This window comes from Burkholderia guangdongensis (assembly GCF_013403875.1).
Classification (GTDB): domain Bacteria; phylum Pseudomonadota; class Gammaproteobacteria; order Burkholderiales; family Burkholderiaceae; genus Burkholderia; species Burkholderia guangdongensis.
In genome coordinates this window covers 117131-136766 of the sequence record NZ_JACBNX010000007.1, presented here as the reverse complement: position 1 = coordinate 136766, position 19636 = coordinate 117131, and the positions used below count along the sequence as shown (strand labels likewise).

Genomic DNA, 19636 nt, shown 5'->3' with positions numbered 1-19636 from the left:
CAATCCAACAGTCACTCATTCAATCACAAACCACGGGCAAAACCCAATATTTTTTCTCGACCCGGTCAAATCTTTCAGTGTTGAAAATAGTTATATAATTGTTAAGCCCCATGACATGCGGCTCCCACCCGGGGCATCACCCCCGACTCAGCCCCCTCCCGGCCTTTAGAAAGCCGTTCGTCACATTCAAACATTAAATCAATCCACAATAATATTTCCATAACCAACCACTCCAATCCCGACAAGAAAGACTTATAAAATTCTATAAAAATCAATTGATAATATCTTTCCATATATAGAATCTCTTCCTGTCACCACCGTTGATCCGGATTCCAGATATTGCGCAGCGCGACGGCACCCCGATGCGCCGACGTGCCGCGACACGCGAGATTGGCCGGCGACCGCGACGGTCCGGGCCGATAACCCTGCCAGAAGGGGCATCTGGTATGCATGCAACAAGAAAGGAATACTCATCATGCAAGAACTCAACATGCAGGAAGTGGACGCCGTGTCCGGCGCGGGCCTCATCGGCGCCGTTCTCGGTCTGGTCAACGGTGCGCAGGCGGGTGCGGTGAACACCGCCGCGCTGGGCGGCTGGATCACCGGCGAGTACGGCACGGCAGGCCTCGGCGCGCCGGCGACGTCGCTGGCGGGCTCCGTCCTCGGCTACCTGGCCGGCGGGGCTGTGGGTGGGGTTGTCGGAGCCGTCGACGGCTTCTTCTTAACGGGCGCGTAACTTCACGGTGCCAGTCGGTCGGACAGCGTTCGCGCTGTCCGATTTCGTTTTCAGGCGCATGCCGCGCCGACGGAATTCCCTCACGCGTCGCCGAGCGACGCAAGCGGATGCGCGTCGGGCTTCCACGGCGACGCGAGAAAGTGCCGGACTCGCTCGGCTTGCACCTCGGCGAGCGACATCGGCGCCCAGCGCGGCTTACGATCGTTGTCGACGAGATACGCGCGCACGCCTTCGCGGAAATCCCCTTCACCGATCGCGCGCGACACGATGCCGAGTTCCATCCGGAACGACTCGGCAAGCGTCGACTGCCGGCCGCGCAGCAGCGCTTCGCGCGTCACGCACAGCATCGTCGGCGAATGCGACGCGAGCGCATCGAGCGTCGCCTGCAGCCACTGCCGATGCTCGCGCGCGAGATCGTCGCGTGCGAGATCATTGCGCAGCGTCGCGGCGATCCGCTCGACGCCGGAACGCTTGTCGAAGTAACGGACGATCCACGCCATCTGGCCGTCGAGCGCCGCGTGCGGCACCACGTTGCACGGCGGTTCGAACACGCGCCGCAGCGCGGCGAGCACGTCGCCGTCCCATTTCACGCGCTCGAGGCGCGCGTCGAACGTGCGTAGCCATGACGACGGCACGCAACGATCCGCGAGCTGTGCGACGAGCGCATCGGCGCCCGACAGCGTGACGCCCGTCAGCCCGACATACAGCGCGAGCTCGACCGGCATCCGCGCGAGAAAATGCGTCGCACCAACGTCGGGCACGAGGCCGATGCGCGTCTGCTGCATCGCGATCCGGCTGCGCTCGGTCGCGACGCGCAGCGCAGCGCCCTGCGCGAGCCCCATCCCGCCGCCCGTCGTGATCCCGTCCATCAGCGCGACGACGGGCTTCGGGAACGTATGGAGCAGGTAGTCGAGCCGGTATTCGTCGACGAAGCACGGCAGCCACTCCGAGCCATGCTCGCCCGTCATCCGGTATAGCTCGCGCACGTCGCCGCCCGCGCAGAAACCCTTGTCGCCGGCGCCGCGCAGCACGACCGCGACGATCGCGTCGTCGTCGCGGCAGCGCTCGAGCAGCGCGGCGAGCGTGCGCACCATCCCGTGCGACAGCGCGTTCGCCACCGCCGGCCGGTTCAGCGTGATCACCGCGACGCGGTTCAGCACGCGGCACAGCACGTCCGGCGTGGAGTCGCGTGTCCCGTCGGGTGTCCCGTCACGCAGCGCGCCGTGCGGCGTCGTCATCGGTGCGCGCATCGCGACGGGCCGCGTTCGCGCATCCATTGCGGCGCGCGCGTCGACGTCGCGCACGCGATCGCGCCGTCGTCGCCACCGTCATCGGCATCGTCCGGCTCGATCATCACGCGTCCTTCTTCGGCGCCGATTGATAGAGACGGATCACCGCCGAGAAGTCGAGCAGCCCATCGCCGCGGCTGCTCATCGCCTGATAGAGCTGCTGCGCGAGCGCGCCGAGATACGCGGGCTGGTGCGCCTGCTTCGCGGCGTCGGTCGCGAGGCCGAGATCCTTCAGCATCAGGTCGGTGCCGAATCCCCCCGTGTAGCCGCGCGACGACGGCGCGGTCTCGATCACGCCCGGATATGGGTTGTACGTGTCCGAGCTCCAGCAGCGGCCCGTCGACGTGTTGATGATCCCCGCGAGCACCTTCGGATCGATGCCGAGCGCGGCGCCGAGCGCCATCGATTCGGACACCGCCGCCATCGAGATCCCGAGCACCAGGTTGTTGCAGACCTTCGCGACCTGCCCCATCCCGGTCGCGCCGCAGTGGACGATGTTCTTGCCCATCCCGGACAGCACCGGCTTCACGCGCTCGAAGTCGTCGTCGCTGCCACCGACCATGAACGTCAGCGTGCCCGCCGCCGCGCCGCCGGTGCCGCCCGACACCGGCGCGTCGACGAACGCGCCGCCGTGCTCGCGCACCAGCGCGCCGAACGCCTGCGCGCTCGCCGGATCGATCGTGCTCGAATCGATCACCATCGCGCCCGCGTCGAGCCCGGCGAGCACGCCGTTCTCGCCCGACAGCACCGAGCGCACGTGCGGCGCGGCCGGCAGCATCGTGATCACGAACGCGGCGCCCGCGGCCGCGTCGCGCGGCGAGCTCGCGGGCTGGGCGCCCGCCTCCTGCAGCACGCGCAGCGCGTCGGCGCTCAGGTCGAATACGTGGACTTGCTGGCCCGCCTTCAGCAGATTCAATGCCATCGGCGCGCCCATGTGGCCGAGACCGATAAATCCGATCTTCATCGTGACCTCCCGTCAGTGCAGACGAATCGTCGTGTTCACCGGGCCGGCCGTCGCGTCGTCGTCGAACCAGCGCGCGGTGACGGTCTTCGTCTGCGTGTAGAACTGCACGACCTGCTTGCCGTACGGGCCGAGATCGCCGAGCTTCGAGCCGCGCGAGCCGGTGAAGCTGAAGAACGGCACCGGCACCGGAATCGGAATGTTGATCCCGACCTGCCCGACGTCGATCTCGCTCTGGAACTTGCGCGCGGCCGCGCCGCTCTGCGTGAACAGCCCGACGCCGTTGCCGTACGGGTTCGCGTTGACGAGCGCGATCGCGTCGTCGAGCGAGTCGGCCGTCAGCACGACGAGCACCGGCCCGAAAATCTCGTGCGTGTAGATCGACATGTCCGTCTTCACGTCCGAGAAGATCGTCGGGCCGACGAAGTTGCCGTCGTCGTAGCCGGGCACCTTCACGTCGCGGCCGTCGAGCACCAGCGTCGCGCCTTCCTTCACGCCCGCCTCGATCAGCGACAGCACGCGCGCCTTCGCCGTACGCGACACGAGCGGCCCGACATCGGTGCCCGGCTGATCGCCCGCGTTGACCTTCAGCGCCTTCGCCTTCGCGGCAAGCTCCGGCAGCCAGTCGCGCGCGTCGCCGACGAGCACCGCGACCGACGTCGCCATGCAGCGCTGCCCCGCCGCGCCGAACCCGGCGCCGACGAGCGCATTGATCGTCTGCTCGCGGTTCGCATCGGGCAGCACGACCGCGTGGTTCTTCGCGCCCATCATCGACTGCACGCGCTTGCCGTGCTTGCTGCCGAGCTCGTACACGTGCGTGCCGACGGCGGTCGAGCCGACGAACGAGATCGCCTTCACGAGCGGATGCGTGCAGATCGCGTCGACGACCTCCTTGCCGCCGTGCACGACGTTCAGCACGCCCTTCGGCACGCCGGCCTGCACCGCGAGCTCGACGAGCTCCATCGTCGACATCGGATCCTGCTCGGACGGCTTCAGCACGAACGTGTTGCCGCAGACGATCGCCATCGGGAACATCCACAGCGGAATCATCGCGGGGAAGTTGAACGGCGTGATGCCCGCGCACACGCCGAGCGGCTGGCGCAGCGTGTACGTGTCGACGCCGCCCGCGACGTTCTCCGCGAACTCGCCGAGCTGCAGCGTGCCGACCGAGCACGCATGCTCGACGACTTCCAGCCCACGGAAGATGTCGCCTTCCGCGTCGGGCAACGTCTTGCCCTGCTCGGCGGTCAGCGTCTTCGCGATGCGCGTGAGGTTCGTGCGCACGAGATCCTGGAACTTCAGCATGATCCGCATCCGCGCGGCGATCGGCACGTTCTTCCAGGTCGCATAGGCGGCCTGCGCGGCGCGCACCGCGGCGTCCACCTCATCGACGGTCGCGAACGGCACGCGCGCGAGCACCTGCTGCGTCGCCGGATTGACGATGTCGCGCCACTCGCTCGTGCGGGAATCGACGAACTCGCCGTCGATCAGCAGCTTTACGGTCGGTACAGCCTGCCCCGGCTGGGGCGTCGAAGTCGCATTCATTGCAGAACTCTCCTATTTCAGTTCGGAGGCAAAATCCTCTTCCCAGTATTCGTCCGCCGCCCGTGCGGTCGCCTCGTCGCGGCGCTCGATCTCGCGCCGCCGCAGCTCGACGCGGCGGATCTTTCCGGAGATCGTCTTCGGCAGCTCCGCGAACTGCAGCCGGCGGATTCGCTTGTACGGCGCGAGCGTGTCGCGCGAAAAGCGGAAGATCTCGAGCGCAAGCGCGGCGCTCGGCTCGTAGCCGTCGCGCAGCATCACGAACGCCTTCGGCACCGACAGCCGCAGCGGATCCGGGCTCGGCACGACTGCCGCCTCGGCGATCGCCGGATGCTCGATCAGCACGCTCTCGAGCTCGAACGGGCTCAGCCGGTAGTCGGACGACTTGAACACGTCGTCCGCGCGGCCGATGTAGACGTAATAGCCGTCGTCGCGGCGCATCGCGATGTCGGACGTCCGGTAGTGGCCGTCGCGCATCGCGTGCGCGGTCGCGTCCGGATTGTTCGCGTAGCCGTTCATCAGCCCGACCGGGCGCGCGGCGCCGGCGCCGACCGGCAGCGCGATCTCGCCTTCGGTGACGCTCGCGCCGTCCGGATCGAGCAGCTCGATCCGGTAGCCGGGCATCGGCCGCCCCATCGCGCCCGGCACGACCGGCTGGCCGGGCGCGTTGCCGATCAGGCAGGTGGTCTCGGTCTGGCCGTAGCCGTCGCGGATCGTCACGCCCCACGCCTTCTTCACGCGTTCGATGATCTCCGGATTCAGCGGCTCGCCGGCGCCGACGATCTCGCGCAGCTTCACGTCGAACGACGCGAGCGGCTGCTGCACGAGCATCCGCCAGACGGTCGGCGGCGCACACATCGTCGTCACCTGATAGTCGACGAGCGCGTCGAGCACGACCTTCGGCTCGAAACGCGCGTAGTTGAACGCGAACACGCACGCCTGCGCGTTCCACGGCGCGTAGAAGGAGCTCCACGCGTGCTTCGCCCAGCCCGGCGAGCTGATGTTCCAGTGGATGTCGCCCGGTTGCAGCCCGACCCAGTACATCGTCGACAGGCTGCCGACCGGGTACGTACGGTGCGTGTGCTCGACGAGCTTCGGCTTCGACGTCGTGCCCGACGTGAAATACAGCAGCATCGGGTCGCTCGCGCGCGTAACGCCGTCCGGCACGAACGCGGCCGGCGACGCGTAGCCGTCGTTCATCGCGAGCCAGCCCGCGCGCGGCGCGCCGGCGACGATCTTCTGCGCGAGGCCGAGCCCCGGCTGCTCGAACTTCGCGGTCTCGTTCTCGTCGACGATCGCGAACGTCGCGCCGCCGATCTGCACGCGATCGCGCACGTCGTCGGCGGACAGCTGCGTCGTCGCGGGCAGCACGACCGCGCCGAGCTTCATCGCGGCGAGCATCGCGTCCCACAGCTCGACGCGGTTCGGCAGCATCAGCAGGATCCGGTCGCCGCGCGCGACGCCGATCCCGCGCAGCCAGTTCGCGATCCGCGCGGAGCGCTCCGACATCTGCGCGAACGAGTAGCGCCCGCGCCGCGGATCGTCGCCGGTCGCCGCGTCGACGATCCACAGCGCGGGCGCGTCGTTGCCCTGCGCGATCGCGTCGAAGTAGTCGAGCGCCCAGTTGAACGTGTCGAGCGCCGGCCACGAGAAATCGCGATACGCGGTGTCGTAGTCGATGCGATGGCGCAGCAGAAAGTCGCGTGCGTCCAGGAATGCCTGTGCCGTCATCGTGTCGTCTCCTGTCGTCGTCGTTCGCGCGTTCGTTACAGCCCGCGCGCAATCACCATCCGCTGCACTTCGCTCGTGCCTTCGTAGATCTGCGTGATCCGCGCGTCGCGGTAATAGCGCTCGACGTCGTAATCGGCGAGATAGCCGTAGCCGCCGTGGATCTGGATCGCGTCCGAGCACACGCGCTCGGCCATCTCGGATGCGAACAGCTTCGCCTGCGACGCCTCCGACAGGCACGGCAGCCCCGCGCTGCGCAGCTTCGCCGCGTGATGCACGAGCAGCCGCGCGGCGTTGATCTGCGTGGCCATGTCGGCGAGCTTTTCCGCGATCGCCTGATGCGCGTTCAGCGGCTTGCCGAACTGCACGCGCTCGCCCGCGTAGCGGCGCGCGCGGTCGAACGCGGCGCGCGCGATCCCGACCGCCTGCGCGGCGATCCCGATCCGGCCGCCCTCGAGGTTCGACAGCGCGATCTTCAGCCCGTCGCCGCGCTCGCCGAGCAGGTTCGCTTCGGGAAACGCGCAGTTGTCGAACGTGATCGGGCACGTGTCCGACGCGCGGATCCCCATCTTCTTCTCGGGCTTGCCGACGACGAAGCCGGGCGTGTCGGTCGGCACGATGAACGCGGAGATGCCGCGCTTGCCCTGCTCCGGATCGGTGAGCGCGAAAACGATCGCGACGCCCGCGCGCTTGCCGTTCGTCACGAACTGCTTCGCCCCGTTCAGCACCCACCGGCCGTCGCGCAGCTCGGCGCGCGTCTTCAGGTTGTGCGCCTCGGAACCGGCCTGCGGCTCGGTCAGGCAGAACGCGCCGATCGTGCGGCCGATCGCCATGTCGCCGAGCCAGCGCTGCTTCTGCTCCGGCGTGCCGTACGCGAGAATCGGCCCGCAGCCGACCGAGTTGTGCACGCTCATCAGCGTCGCGCACGCGGCGTCGCCGGCCGCGACTTCCTCCATCGCGAGCGCGTACGCGACGTAATCCGTGTACGCGCCGCCCCACTCCTGCGGCACAATCATGCCGAGCAGGCCCAGCTCGCCCATTTGCGCGACGACCTCGTCGGGCAGATGGGCGTCGCGGTCCCACTGCGCGGCGTTCGGCGCGAGCGCTTCCGTGGCAAAAGCGCGCGCGGCATCGCGGATCATCCGCTGGTCTTCGGTATAGAGATCGTCCATCTCGTTCGTCCGTCTCGGGGCGGCCGGGCTTGCCGCGGCCGCCTTGTCTGTCTCGATGGATAAAGTGTAGGCAAGCGCGCGCCGCGCATCGATGCTCGCGCCGCTCATTTACACTGAGCGTTTTTGCCACACACACCCGAAACGGATCCGCCGCCGATGACGCAGCAAGAGAAAGGAACCGTCGCGATCAGCCTCGTCGCATACAGCGTCGCGCTCGCGACGCGGCGCGGCATCGCGGCCGAGCCGCTGCTCGCGCGGGCCGGCATCGCGCCGGCGCTGCTCGGCCAGCCGCGCGCGCGGGTGTCCGCGCAGCAGTACGGCGCGCTGTGGAACGCGATCGCGCGCGCGCTCGACGACGAATTCTTCGGCCAGGACGGCCATCCGATGAGGAGCGGCAGCTTCATCGCGATGAGCCAGGCGGCGCTGACCGCGCGCGACGGGCTGCACGCGCTCACGCGTGCGGTGAACTTCATGCACTGCGTGCTCGACGATCTGCACGCGGAGATCGACGCGAACCCGCAGCGCGTGCGGCTGCGCTTCGTGCACCGCAACAACGCGCCGGTGCCCGCGATGTTCACGTACGCGACCTATTTCATGCTCGTGTACGGGCTCACGTGCTGGCTGATCGGCCGGCGCATTCCGCTGCTGCATGCGAGCTTTCGCTGCGACACGCCGCCGGTCGAGCACGAATATCCGTCGATGTTTTGCGACGACATGCGCTTCAACCAGTCCGAATCGTATGTCGATTTCGATCCCGAATTCGCGGCGCTGCCGGTGGTGCAGAACGCGCGGACGCTGAAGACGTTCCTGCGCGACGCGCCCGCGAGCTTCGTCGTCAAGTACCGGAATCCGAACGCGTTCGCGCAGCGCGTGCGCACCGTGCTGCGCAGGCTGCCGCCCGCCGCGTGGCCGGACGCGGCCGGGATGGCCGCGCGGCTGTTCGTCGCCGAGGCGACGCTGCGCCGCAAGCTGCTGGGCGAAGGCCACGCGTATCAGTCGATCAAGGACGCGCTGCGCCGCGATCTCGCGTTCGAAGCGCTCGCCGATCCGTCGCGGACGATCGCCGACGTCGCCATGGCGGCCGGCTTCGCGGAGCCGAGCGCGTTCTATCGCGCGTTCCGCAAATGGAGCGGCCGCAGCCCGGCCGAGTACCGCGACGACGTGCTGCGCGCGCACCCGGCACGCGCGAAGTCCTCGGAAACCACCTAATCTTTAAGCATCGGGCCAGCGCCCTTTTTTCGGTCCGCCTGGCGCGCGACCGCGCGTCGTGCGGACACCCCGATGCGCTTTCACCATCCCTCGCACTCGTCCGCGCGCGACGCGCCGGATCGTCAACCGCATCATCCGCTGCCGGCACGGGTCGCCCGAGCCGCGTTGCTCGTCGTGTTGCTCGTCGTCTGTGCGGCGGCCGCCGCGCCGATGCGCGCGATCGCCGCCGCTCAGTCGTCCGCTCAGTCGTCCGCTCAGTCGCCCGCCCCAGCGTCCGCCGCCCCCGCCGCCGACCGGCCGCCCGTCGTCGTGATCCCGATCAACGGCGCGATCGGGCCCGCGAGCGCGGACTTCATCGTCCGCTCGCTCGCCCGCGCCGCGAAGCTGCACGCGCCGCTCGCGATCCTGCAGCTCGACACGCCGGGCGGCCTCGACACGTCGATGCGGCAGATCATCAAGGCGATCCTCGCGTCGCCGGTGCCGGTCGCCGCGTTCGTCGCGCCCGGCGGCGCGCGCGCGGCGAGCGCCGGCACCTACATCGTGTACGCGAGCCACATCGCCGCGATGGCGCCGGGCACCAATCTCGGCGCGGCGTCGCCGGTCCAGCTCGGGATCGGCGGCGGCGGCGCGCCCGGCGGCACGCCGGCGTTGCCGGGCGCCGCATCGGGCACATCCGGCACATCGGGTGCCTCGGGCACGCCCGCCGCGCTGCCCGTCGACACCGCGTCGACGGAAATCCGCAAGGCGATGCAGGACGCGTCCGCGTACATCCGCGGGCTCGCGCAACTGCGCGGCCGCAACGCCGCGTGGGGCGAGCGCGCGGTGCGCGAGGCGGTCAGCCTGTCCGCCGACGAGGCGCGCGCGCAGCACGTCGTCGACCTGATCGCGGAGAATCCGGCCGACCTCGCACGCCAGCTCGACGGCCGCAGCGTCACGACAGCGGCCGGCGTCGTGCGGATCGCGACCGCGCACGCACCGCTCGTCGTCGTCGAGCCCGACTGGCGCAGCCGCTTCCTCGCGATCATCGCGGACCCGAACGTCGCGCTGATCCTGCTGACGCTCGGCATCTACGGCCTCTTCTTCGAATTCGCGAACCCGGGCTTCGTGCTGCCCGGCGTCGTCGGCACGATCTGCCTGCTGATCGGCCTGTTCGCGATGCAGCTGCTGCCGATCAGCTACGCGGGCCTCGCGCTCGTGCTCGTCGGGCTCGGCTGCCTGATCGCCGAGGCGTTCCTGCCGACGTTCGGCGTGCTCGGCTTCGGCGGCATCGTGTCGTTCTCGATCGGCGCGCTGATGCTGATCGACACCGACGTGCCCGGCTACGGCGTTCCGATCCCGCTGATCGCGGGCCTCGCGGGCTGCGGCGCGCTGCTCGTCGGCGCGGTGTCGAGCCTCGCGCTGCGCGCGCGGCACCGGCCGGTCGTGACGGGCGCCGAGGCGATCGTCGGCAGCATCGGCGAAGTGCTCGACGACGGCCTGAAGCCCGACCAGCCGCCGACGGCGGCCGGCCATCCGCCGTCGGCCGCCGGCTGGGCGCGCGTGCACGGCGAGCGCTGGCGCGTCGCGTGCGATGCGCCGCTCGCGGCCGGCTGCCGCGTGCGCGTGACCGGCCGCAGCGGGCTGATGCTGACCGTCGCGCCGCTCTACGACGCCACGATACCGGGGCGGCCACACGGAGAACAACGCGGAGAACAATCATGATGATCGGCTATACGTTCGGCTTCAGCAGCCTCCTGATCGTGCTCGCGGTGCTGCTCACCGCATCGGCGATCAAGATCTTCCGCGAGTACGAGCGCGGCGTCGTGTTCATGCTCGGCCGCTTCTGGAAGGTCAAGGGGCCGGGGCTCGTGCTGATCATTCCGATCGTCCAGCAGGTCGTGCGGATCGATCTGCGCACCGTCGTGTTCGACGTCCCTCCGCAGGACATCATCACGCGCGACAACGTGTCGGTGAAGGTGAACGCGGTCGTGTACTTCCGCGTCGTCGATCCGGAGAAGGCGGTGATCCAGGTCGCGAAATACTTCGAGGCGACGAGCCAGCTCGCGCAGACCACGCTGCGCTCCGTGCTCGGCAAGCACGAGCTCGATGCGCTGCTCGCCGAGCGCGAGCAGTTGAACGCGGGCATCCAGAAGACGCTCGACGCGCAGACCGACGCGTGGGGCATCAAGGTGTCGATGGTCGAGATCAAGCACGTCGACATCAACGAGACGATGATCCGCGCGATCGCGCGGCAGGCCGAAGCGGAGCGCGAGCGCCGCGCGAAGGTGATCCACGCGGAAGGCGAGCTGCAGGCGTCCGAGAAGCTGCTGCAGGCCGCGCAAACACTCGCGCGGCAGCCGCAGGCGATGCAGTTGCGCTATCTGCAGACGCTGACGACGATCGCCGCCGACAAGAACTCGACGATCGTGTTCCCGCTGCCGGTCGACCTGCTGACCGCGGTGCTCGACCGCTTCGGCGCGCCGCGCCAGTCCTGAACCGATCCATCCCCATAACCGGGCCGCGCGGCGACCACGCCGCGCATCCGGCTTCCGGCTTCCGGCTTCCCGCATCCGTACAAATCCCGATCCCGAAACGCTGGCATCTCCGGCTGAACCGTCTATGATTGTGCCATTGTTCAATGTCACATTTATAGCTGACTGAATAACCCAGCGGCCTCGGCGCGCGGCGGGCGTGTTCCGGATCAGCGACCAGGAGCTTGATGATGGCCGAGCATGCGCTACCCGAAGTCCGTCTGGAAGAACTCGCGCAGTTCCGCGCGCTGCAGCAGCTCGCGTACCGCTGCGTCGAAACGGTCGGCGGCATGCTGTATCCGGGCATCACCGAGAAGGCGGCCGCGCGCCTGCTCGCCGAATGGCTGCAGGACCACGGCGTGCGCGACTGGCTGCACAAGCCGTTCGCGTGGTTCGGCGAGCGCACCGCGTTCGAAGGCTTCTCCGGGCTGAAGCATATGGGCGGCTTCAATCTCGCGTTCTTTCCGGGCAATCGCCAGCTCGAGACCGACATGCCGGTGATCCTCGACGTCGCGCCGGTGCTCGACGGGATCGTCGCCGACGTCGGCTACGCATGCTGCCTCGGCGAGAACCCGATCCTCGCGCAGCTTCAGGACGACCTGATCGACCACCGCGAGCTGATCGTGCGGCTCGTGAAGGCGCGCCGCCCGATGGCCGAGGTCGCGCAGGCAGTCGACGCGCTGTGCCGCCGGCAAGGCGTCGAGCCGCGCCACAAGGCGTATCCGTTCAAGGTGCTCGCGCATCGCGTCGCGCGGATCGAGCATCCGTGGAAGCCGCACTTCGTCGCGCGCTTCGGGCTCAACGCGACGCGCAACCTGCTGCTCGACCAGGGGCGCGCCGGCAAGGCGCAGGGCTGGTCGCCGCTGTGGTCGATCGACCGCCGCTCCGAGCATGCGCCGGTGCCAGGCCTGTGGGCCGTCGAGCCGCATCTGGGCTTTTCCGGCGTCGGCGCGAAATTCGAGGAGCTGCTCGTGATCACCGACGACGACGCGTACTGGCTCGACGACGACCTGCCGCACGTGCGGCGCTGGCAGCAGCGTCAGGCGGCGCGCGCGGTCGCCGACGCGGCGGCCTGACGCGCACGCCTGACGGGCATGCCTGACGGGCATGCCTGACGCACGCGCATGCCGCGCACGCCGCCGATGCCGCGCGCGACATCCGGTCTCACGCTCACTTTCCGACTAGAAACGGACACCCGATGCAAGCCCTCTCCGACGAAGCGCCGCTGGCCCTGTTCGAATCGGTTCATGCCGAAACCGCCGTCGCATCCGGCGACGTGACGCTCGCGGTCAAGACCTGGGGCGACCCGGGCCACCCGCCCGTCGTGCTCGTGCACGGCTACCCGGACAGCAGTGAAGTCTGGCACGCGGTCGCGCCGATCCTCGCGCGGCGCCATTACGTGATCGCGTACGACGTGCGCGGCGCGGGCCTGTCGAGCGTGCCGACGCGCACGTCCGACTATCGCCTCGAAAAGCTGACCGACGATTTCGTCGCGGTGATCGACGCGCTGTGCCCGGGCCGCGCGGTACACCTGATCGCGCACGACTGGGGGTCGATCCAGAGCTGGGCGTTCGTCACCGAGCCGCGGCTCGCGGGCCGCATCGCGTCGTTCACGTCGTGCTCGGGGCCGTGCCTCGACCACGTCGGCTACTGGCTGCGCGAGCGTGTGCTGCACCCGACGCCGGCGTCGCTCGCGAAGCTCGGCGGCCAGCTCGCGCGCTCGTGGTACGTGTACCTGTTCCATCTGCCGTTCGTGCCCGAGCTGGCGTGGCGGCTGTGGCTCGGCCGCGCGTGGCCGAAGGTGCTGCGTCGCATCGAAAAGACGACGCTCGAGCCGCGCGCGACGCAGGCCGACGACGGCGCGCACGGCGTGCGCCTCTATCGCGCGAACTTCATCCGCTCGATCTTCGCGCCGCGCGAGCGCCACGCGCACGCGCCGGTGCAGGTGATCGTGCCGCTCAACGACCGCTACGTGAGCCCCGCGCTGTCCGAAGATTTGTCGCGCTGGGTGCCGCACTACTACCGGCGCACCGTCGCCGCGCGCCACTGGCTACCGATCGCCGATCCGGCGCGCTTCGCGGGTCTCGCGCAGGAGCTGATCGACGCGGTGGAAACCGGCGACGAGCCGCCGGCGCTCGCGAACGCGCGCCGCCGCCACACCAGCGGACGCTTCTGCGGCAAGGTCGCGGTCGTGACCGGCGCGGGCAGCGGCATCGGCCGTTGCGCGGCGCTCGCCTTCGCGCGCGAAGGCGCGACGGTCGTCGCGGTCGACATCGACGCGGCGAGCGCCGAGCGCACCGCGCTGCTCGCGCGTCTCGTCGGCGCGAACGCGCACGCGCGGCGCGTCGACGTCGGTGCCGCCGACGAGATGGAAGCGCTCGCGCGCTGGGTCGAAACCGACCTCGGCGGCGCCGACGTCGTGATCAACAACGCGGGAATCGGCATGGCGGGCGGCATCCTCGACACGAGCGCCGCGCACTGGGAGCGCATCCTGCACGTGAACCTGTGGGGCGTGATCCACGGCTCGCGGCTGTTCGCGAAGCAGATGGCCGCGCGCGGCATCGGCGGACACATCGTGAACACCGCGTCGGCGGCCGCGTTCGGCCCGTCGCGCGACCTGCCCGCATACGCGAGCACGAAAGCCGCGGTGCTGATGCTGAGCGAATGCATGCGCGCGGAGCTCGCGGACCACGGGATCGGCGTGACGGCCGTCTGCCCCGGCTTCGCGGAAACCGGAATCATGGCGTCGACGCAATACGCGGGCGCCAGCGCGCAGGACGAAGCCCGCCTGCGCAAGCGCGCGACGAAGCTGTACCAGATGCGCGGGCTGAAGCCGGAGGCCGTCGCGCAGGCGATGATCGACGGCGTGCTGCGCAACCGGCCGGTCGTCGCCATCGGCACGGAGGCGCACGCGCTGCGCTTCGTCGGCCGCTTCCTGCCCTGGCTCGGACGCGCGATCGCCCGGGTCAGCATGGCCTCGCACTGACGGGGGCCGCGATACCGCCCACGGAGACACTCACAGATGACCGCCACCGCCGACCACTATCCGATCAAGGCCCGCCACGTCAAATTCGACTTCAGCGACACGCCGATCACGTGGATTCCGAACGACCCGGGCAGCACGCACATCATCAACACGCTGAATCTGCTGTTCCCGGAAGGCGAACTATGGTTCTGCCGCGTGTACAACAAGGCGCTGCCGCACATCACGGACCCGAACCTGCACGCGGACGCCGACGGCTTCCTGCGCCAGGAGGCCGTGCACTCGCGCTCGCACGGCGGCGTGCTGAAGCACTACTACGAGCGGCACGGAATCGACACGAAGCCGTTCACGCGGAAGCTGAACCGGATGTTTACGGGCGCGCTCGGCGAGACGCCGTTCGGGCTCAAGATCGGGCATACGCGCTTCTGGCTGCGCCAGCAGCTTGCGGTGATCGCGTCGCTCGAGCATTTCTTCGGCTATCTCGGCAACTGGGTGCTCAACGCGGAAGCCCTCGACCGCGGCCACGCCGACCCGACGATGGTCGACCTGCTGCGCTGGCACGGCGCGGAGGAGGTCGAGCACCGGAACGTCGCGTTCGACATCTATCGGCACCTGGGCGGCAGCTACGTCGGCCGCTGCTTTCACATGACGCTGTCGATCGGGATGCTGCTGCACTTCATGACGACCGGCGCGCGATTCATGTATCAGCGCGATCCGGGCGCGGGCCGCTATCCGGGCTTCGTGATCGCATGGTGGCGCGGGTCACGGCGCGGCCATCTGCCGTCGTTCTGGAAGGTGATGGGCGCGGCGCTGCGCTTCTTCCTGCCGGGCTATACGCCGCACGGCGAAGGCTCGACCGAGCAGGCGCTCGCCTATCTCGCGCGCTCGCCGGCCGCTCAGGCCGCCGCGCACGGCGGCAACTGGGGGACGAGCAAAGCGGCGTCCTGACGCGCGCGGACCGGGCGGAATGCGTACAATCGCGGCTTTGTTTCCGCACGAGGTGCCGCGATGGCCATGAAGAAAACCGATCTCGAGAAAAACAAGGCGCTGAAGCTCACGCACGCGATGAAGCAGACGGCTTCCGCGCGCTTCGGCAAAGGCGCCGAAGATGCGAAGCTCGACCGCCGCGCGCAGCGCAAGCTCGACCAGGAGCAAGGCCTCGTGCCGTTCGCATGCAAGCTGAACGCGGACCTCGTCGAGCAGTTGAAGGCACGTGCGGCGACGCATCCGGAAGGGATGACGGGCCTGCTGACCGATCTGCTGAAGCAGGGGCTCGCACAGGCGGACGCGTAAGACGCCTACGCAGGCGCGTGCGGCACTGCGCATGCCGCGCGCGCGAACGGATCCGCCATCAGGTGCTGGCGGCGAGCCGCGGGCCCGCCGCGCGCGGCGCGGCCTCGAGCTCGGGCCGCAGCGACACCGATGCGCTCACCCAAGGCTCGATGCCCTGCTTCTGCACCTCCTCGAGGAACGACACCCGCGTGCGCCAGTAATCCGCCTGTAATTTCGCGTCGATCACGCGCTGCTCGGCAGTGAACAGCTCCATGCGTGCCGTCACCAGCATCGACGCGGCGGTTTTTTCCGGCGTAGGGGCGTGACGCATTGCCCAACGGCTGATCCAATTCAACATGCTGACCTCCGCGAAAACGGACGAACCCGCATTCGGGCATTCGTTCGAGCGCCGCGCGCCTGCCCGGGCACGCACGGCCGGTGTTCCTATCCTAGAAGAGTTGCCGGCTGACGCGATCCGGTCTTGCAATCTTTTACACACAAAAACCACAGTCCGATATGCCCGGATATCCGACAGTTGCGCGCCGTGCGGCTTCGGAGCAGGATAGCCGGATGCTCGCGCGGCGCCGGGTCGGACGGTTCCCGCGCATCGCCAGTCAACGCCGCCGGCCGTTCGTTGCATGGCTGCCGCCAGCATGCCGGCGTTCCATTTCAAGCGCGTGTCCGCGCCCATCCCCACCCCCTCCCGGTTGCATGCGCACGCATTTTTCGTGCTGTCACGCGTTTGCAACAGACGCTTTATCTCCGGATCGATCTACGCGATTACAATCCGCCGATAGCAGGCCGAGAAATACGACAACCAGACCGGAGAAACGCGCTCATGGAATCGATCAAACGGTATTTCGGCTTCGAAGAAGCCGGCACCGACCTCCGCACCGAAATACTCGCGGGCGTCACCACGTTCCTGACGATGGCCTACATCATCTTCGTGAATCCCGCGATCCTCGGCGACGCCGGCATGCCGAAGGAATCCGTGTTCGTCGCGACCTGCCTCGTGTCCGCGCTCGCGTCGCTGATCATGGGCCTGTACGCGAACTACCCGATCGCCTGCGCGCCCGGCATGGGCCTGAACGCGTACTTCGCGTACACCGTCGTCAAGGGTCTCGGCTTCACGTGGCAGGCGGCGCTCGGCGCGGTGTTCATCTCCGGGTGCCTGTTCCTCGTCGTCACGCTGTTCCGCGTGCGCGAGGCGATCGTCAACGGCATCCCGCATTCGCTGCGCGTGTCGATCACCGCGGGTATCGGCCTGTTTCTCGGGATCATCTCGCTGAAGACGTCCGGCGTGATCGTCGGCAACCCGGCGACGCTCGTCACGCTCGGCGACCTGCACAAGCCGACGACCGTGCTCGCGATCATCGGCTTCTTCGTGATCGTCACGCTCGATCATCTGCGCGTGCGCGGCGCGATCCTGATCGGCATTCTCGGCGTCACCGTGCTGTCGTTCTTCTTCGGCGGCAACGAGTTTCACGGTGTCGTGTCCGCGCCGCCGTCGATCGACGCGACGCTGTTCAAGCTCGACATCCACGCGGCCGTGTCGACCGGCATCATCAACGTGATTCTCGTGTTCTTCCTCGTCGAGCTGTTCGACGCGACCGGCACGCTGATGGGCGTCGCGAACCGCGCGGGCCTGCTCGTGCACGGCAAGATGGACCGCCTGAACAAGGCGCTGCTCGCCGACAGCACCGCGATCGTCGCCGGCTCGCTGCTCGGCACGTCGTCGACGACCGCCTACATCGAAAGCGCGTCCGGCGTGCAGGCGGGCGGCCGCACCGGCATGACCGCGCTGACGGTCGCGATCCTGTTCCTCGCGTGCCTGTTCATCGCGCCGCTCGCCGGCGTGGTACCCGCGTACGCAACCGCGCCCGCGCTGCTCTATGTGTCGTGCCTGATGCTGCGCGACATGGTCGAGGTGCCGTGGGACAACGCCACCGAAGCCGTGCCCGCCGCGTTGACCGCGCTGTTGATGCCGTTCACGTATTCGATCGCGAACGGCGTCGCGTTCGGCTTCATCGCGTACGGCGGCCTCAAGCTGCTGACGGGCCAGGCGAAGCAGGTGAAGCCGATCGTGTGGCTCATCGCGGCCGTGTTCCTGTTCCGCTTCTTCTACCTCGGCAGCGAGTGAGCGCGGGCGGCCAGCCGCAGGAATAAGCCATGCGCACCGAACGTTTACCGCACGTACCGTAGCATCCGCGACACGAAGCCTTCGTGCATCGCCGGGGGGACGCGCGTCCTCGCGCGTGCAGGCGACGCCGCGCACGACGGCGTGGCGGATGCCGACGGATCAACGTGTCGACGCAACGGGAGGCCGCCATGCGTGTCGCTTATCGTGTCACTCACCATCTCGCCATCATCGCCAACGCGGCCGTGCTCGGCATGGCCGCTCAACCCGCTCACGCGCAGCAGACCGTCGACGCGACGCTGCTCGCGAGCTCGATCGAACTCGGCACGCACAGCGTGAAGCCGGGCCGGGTCACGTTCGACGTCAGGAATTCGGCGGACAGCCCGATGACGCACGAGTTCGTCGTGCTGAAGACGGACCTCGCCGACGGCGCGCTGCCGGTTCGCGACGGGCAGGTGCTAGAACGGGGGTTGCGCAAGATCGGAGAGATCGAGGACATCGCGCCTGGCCAGAGCAGGCATCTGACGCTGACGCTCGCGCCCGGCCGCTACGCGCTCATCTGCAACATGCCCGGTCACTACGCGCTCGGCATGCATACGACGCTCGTCGTTGCGCGATGAGCCGAACGGGCCGATCGCAGCCAGCCCCCGCCGGGAACGAAAAACGCCACAGTCCGGGTGGCGTTCTCTCCGCGCGTTCCTTGCCTGGTTTACCGGCGCAACGCGCGTCCGACCACGCGGCGCGCGATCGTCTCGACCGCGCCCGCTCGCGCCAGTCTGGCCCTTCAGCGCCAGTTCGCCTCGTAAAACCGCACGTAGCCGCTGCGCAGCACCACGCATTGCGCGCGCGTCTCAGACAGCAGCCGCCGGGCGGCAGCCTCGATTCGTGTGCGGTGAGTGTCGAACGCGCCCACCATATCCTCGAAGCGCGGCGACGCCGCGCCGAAGTGATCTTCGAGCGCCTCCGCGGTAATGTGGCATTGGACCCGTTCGCCATTGATCAAGGCCGGGAACGCGAGCGTCAGTTCGCGCCCCGAATATTCGGGCGCCTCGTTCGGGAAATGAATTTGCATGCGCGCTGCCTCTACCGTCGTGAAAATACAGGGCCGCGCGCGTCGTCCGTATCAACTCGTCGGGCGAAGCGCGCGGGGCTGGCCGGTGGTCGCGTCGCGCGCTGAGTGTCGAGCGCACAATGCATAACCGGTTGCCTTCACTTTAGACGGTTTGGCGCAAGAGGCAAATTTTACGGCGGCGCCCGTTGCGGGCGACCGCTTTCGGCGCGCATCACGATCGATCCTTCGGCCAGACGGTCAGCTCGACCACGCAGGTCGTCACGCCGAGCGTGATCGCCAGCACGCCGCCGTACAGCGCGCCCGCCCGGTCGAACAGCAGCCCGTGAATCGCCATCGCAATCCCGGCCAGCACGACGAACGTCGCGATCGCCGCCACCACCACCCTGAGTTCCGCCCGAACCATCGCGCCTCTCCCGAACGGATGCATGTCGCGGCACATGCGTGTTGCGGTATGGAGCACGACGCGCGCGTGCTCCATTTCCATCATTGCAGGCGGCAACGCAAACGCAAGGGGATTTTTCCCCCGGTCGCGCGGCGCGGCCCGACTCGCGCTGGCGCCGACGCCGGCGCAGCGCGCAGCGCGCAGCGCGCGGCCGGCGGCCGGCGGCCGGCGGCCGGCGTCGTCGGGTATCCTTGATGGTTCGCCGCTTCGATATCCGGCATCCGGCCGCCCTTCATTCATGAGCGATACAGAATCGTCCCACCGCGTTCGCCTGGAGCCGCTCGGCGCCAGCTTCGACGCGCCCGAATCGTTGACGCTGCTCGAAGCGGCCGGCTTCGCGCACGTATCGCTGCCGCGCTCCTGCCGCAACGGAACATGCCGGACCTGCCTGTGCAGGATCGTCAGCGGCACCGTGCGCTACACGATCGAATGGCCGGGGCTGAGCCGCGAGGAAAAGGCGGAAGGCTACACGCTGCCGTGCGTCGCGATCGCGACGTCGGACGTCGTGCTCGACGTGCCCGACGCGACGCCGCTGTAGCCTGCAGGCACGACGCCAACGGTCTCGCCGCGCGCGCGACCGCGC

The 19636-nt window shown here is 68.6% G+C and carries 19 protein-coding genes; 11 read left to right on the top strand and 8 right to left on the bottom strand.

The window, feature by feature from the left end:
• Positions 1 to 475 precede the first annotated feature (475 nt).
• On the top strand, positions 476 to 736 hold the full coding sequence (locus tag HZI36_RS09130) for a hypothetical protein (RefSeq protein WP_179402319.1): 261 nt from the start codon (positions 476 to 478) through the stop codon (positions 734 to 736).
• A gap of 80 nt (positions 737 to 816) precedes the next feature.
• Here the strand turns inward: HZI36_RS09130 and HZI36_RS09125 are convergent, their stop codons facing one another.
• The 5 genes from HZI36_RS09125 to HZI36_RS09105 all read right to left on the bottom strand — a co-directional run bounded on the left by HZI36_RS09125 (position 817) and on the right by HZI36_RS09105 (position 7428).
• The gene (locus HZI36_RS09125; RefSeq protein ID WP_179402361.1) at positions 817 to 1974 is read right to left on the bottom strand and encodes an enoyl-CoA hydratase/isomerase family protein; all 1158 of its coding nucleotides are present in this window, start codon (positions 1972 to 1974) and stop codon (positions 817 to 819) included.
• 115 nt (positions 1975 to 2089) lie between these two features.
• A complete protein-coding gene (mmsB, locus tag HZI36_RS09120; protein WP_179402318.1) occupies positions 2090 to 2989 on the bottom strand; it encodes a 3-hydroxyisobutyrate dehydrogenase in 900 nt (299 codons plus the stop codon).
• A 12-nt stretch (positions 2990 to 3001) separates the two neighbouring features.
• A complete protein-coding gene (locus tag HZI36_RS09115) occupies positions 3002 to 4531 on the bottom strand; it encodes a CoA-acylating methylmalonate-semialdehyde dehydrogenase (protein ID WP_179402317.1) in 1530 nt (509 codons plus the stop codon).
• Between the two features lie 12 nt (positions 4532 to 4543).
• Entirely contained in the window at positions 4544 to 6259 is a 1716-nt protein-coding gene (locus HZI36_RS09110) for an AMP-binding protein (RefSeq protein ID WP_179402316.1), read from the bottom strand.
• 35 nt (positions 6260 to 6294) lie between these two features.
• Positions 6295 to 7428 carry an acyl-CoA dehydrogenase family protein gene (locus HZI36_RS09105; protein WP_179402315.1) on the bottom strand — a complete coding sequence of 378 codons (1134 nt, stop codon included), beginning with the start codon at positions 7426 to 7428 and terminating at the stop codon, positions 6295 to 6297.
• Positions 7429 to 7584: 156 nt separating this feature from the next.
• Between HZI36_RS09105 and HZI36_RS09100 the strand changes: the two genes are divergently transcribed.
• From HZI36_RS09100 to HZI36_RS09070, 7 genes are all read left to right on the top strand, one after another.
• Entirely contained in the window at positions 7585 to 8637 is a 1053-nt protein-coding gene (locus HZI36_RS09100) for an AraC family transcriptional regulator (protein WP_179402314.1), read from the top strand.
• A gap of 72 nt (positions 8638 to 8709) precedes the next feature.
• Entirely contained in the window at positions 8710 to 10338 is a 1629-nt protein-coding gene (locus tag HZI36_RS09095; protein WP_179402313.1) for an NfeD family protein, read from the top strand.
• On the top strand, positions 10338 to 11111 hold the full coding sequence (locus HZI36_RS09090) for a slipin family protein (protein WP_179402360.1): 774 nt from the start codon (positions 10338 to 10340) through the stop codon (positions 11109 to 11111). Before HZI36_RS09095 ends, HZI36_RS09090 begins: the two co-directional genes overlap by 1 nt.
• 224 nt (positions 11112 to 11335) lie before the next feature.
• On the top strand, positions 11336 to 12223 hold the full coding sequence (locus HZI36_RS09085; RefSeq protein ID WP_425485210.1) for a M24 family metallopeptidase: 888 nt from the start codon (positions 11336 to 11338) through the stop codon (positions 12221 to 12223).
• A 122-nt stretch (positions 12224 to 12345) separates the two neighbouring features.
• A complete protein-coding gene (locus HZI36_RS09080) occupies positions 12346 to 14133 on the top strand; it encodes an SDR family oxidoreductase (protein WP_179402312.1) in 1788 nt (595 codons plus the stop codon).
• Positions 14134 to 14169: 36 nt separating this feature from the next.
• The gene (locus tag HZI36_RS09075; protein ID WP_179402311.1) at positions 14170 to 15078 is read left to right on the top strand and encodes a metal-dependent hydrolase; all 909 of its coding nucleotides are present in this window, start codon (positions 14170 to 14172) and stop codon (positions 15076 to 15078) included.
• 60 nt (positions 15079 to 15138) lie between these two features.
• A complete protein-coding gene (locus HZI36_RS09070) occupies positions 15139 to 15423 on the top strand; it encodes a hypothetical protein (protein ID WP_179402310.1) in 285 nt (94 codons plus the stop codon).
• 58 nt (positions 15424 to 15481) lie between these two features.
• On the opposite strand, the gene HZI36_RS09065 is transcribed toward HZI36_RS09070, so the two are convergent.
• Positions 15482 to 15760: a hypothetical protein gene (locus HZI36_RS09065; RefSeq protein WP_179402309.1), complete on the bottom strand. Its 279-nt coding sequence runs from the start codon at positions 15758 to 15760 to the stop codon at positions 15482 to 15484.
• 480 nt (positions 15761 to 16240) lie between these two features.
• On the opposite strand from HZI36_RS09065, the gene HZI36_RS09060 reads away from it, so the two are divergent.
• Positions 16241 to 17542 (top strand): NCS2 family permease, encoded by a 1302-nt coding sequence (locus HZI36_RS09060; RefSeq protein ID WP_179402308.1) that lies wholly within the window; start codon positions 16241 to 16243, stop codon positions 17540 to 17542.
• A 188-nt stretch (positions 17543 to 17730) separates the two neighbouring features.
• Positions 17731 to 18159: a cupredoxin domain-containing protein gene (locus tag HZI36_RS09055; protein WP_179402307.1), complete on the top strand. Its 429-nt coding sequence runs from the start codon at positions 17731 to 17733 to the stop codon at positions 18157 to 18159.
• Between the two features lie 164 nt (positions 18160 to 18323).
• Here HZI36_RS09055 and HZI36_RS09050 read toward each other — a convergent pair whose 3' ends face one another.
• Together HZI36_RS09050 and HZI36_RS09045 are read right to left on the bottom strand one after the other, a co-directional pair.
• Positions 18324 to 18611, bottom strand: a complete 288-nt coding sequence (locus HZI36_RS09050) for a DUF1488 family protein (RefSeq protein ID WP_179402306.1) — start codon at positions 18609 to 18611, stop codon at positions 18324 to 18326.
• 211 nt (positions 18612 to 18822) lie between these two features.
• The gene (locus HZI36_RS09045; RefSeq protein ID WP_179402305.1) at positions 18823 to 19014 is read right to left on the bottom strand and encodes a DUF2964 family protein; all 192 of its coding nucleotides are present in this window, start codon (positions 19012 to 19014) and stop codon (positions 18823 to 18825) included.
• Positions 19015 to 19291: 277 nt separating this feature from the next.
• On the opposite strand from HZI36_RS09045, the gene HZI36_RS09040 reads away from it, so the two are divergent.
• Positions 19292 to 19591, top strand: coding sequence for a 2Fe-2S iron-sulfur cluster-binding protein (locus HZI36_RS09040; protein ID WP_179402304.1), 300 nt, complete (start codon positions 19292 to 19294; stop codon positions 19589 to 19591).
• Positions 19592 to 19636 lie beyond the last annotated feature (45 nt).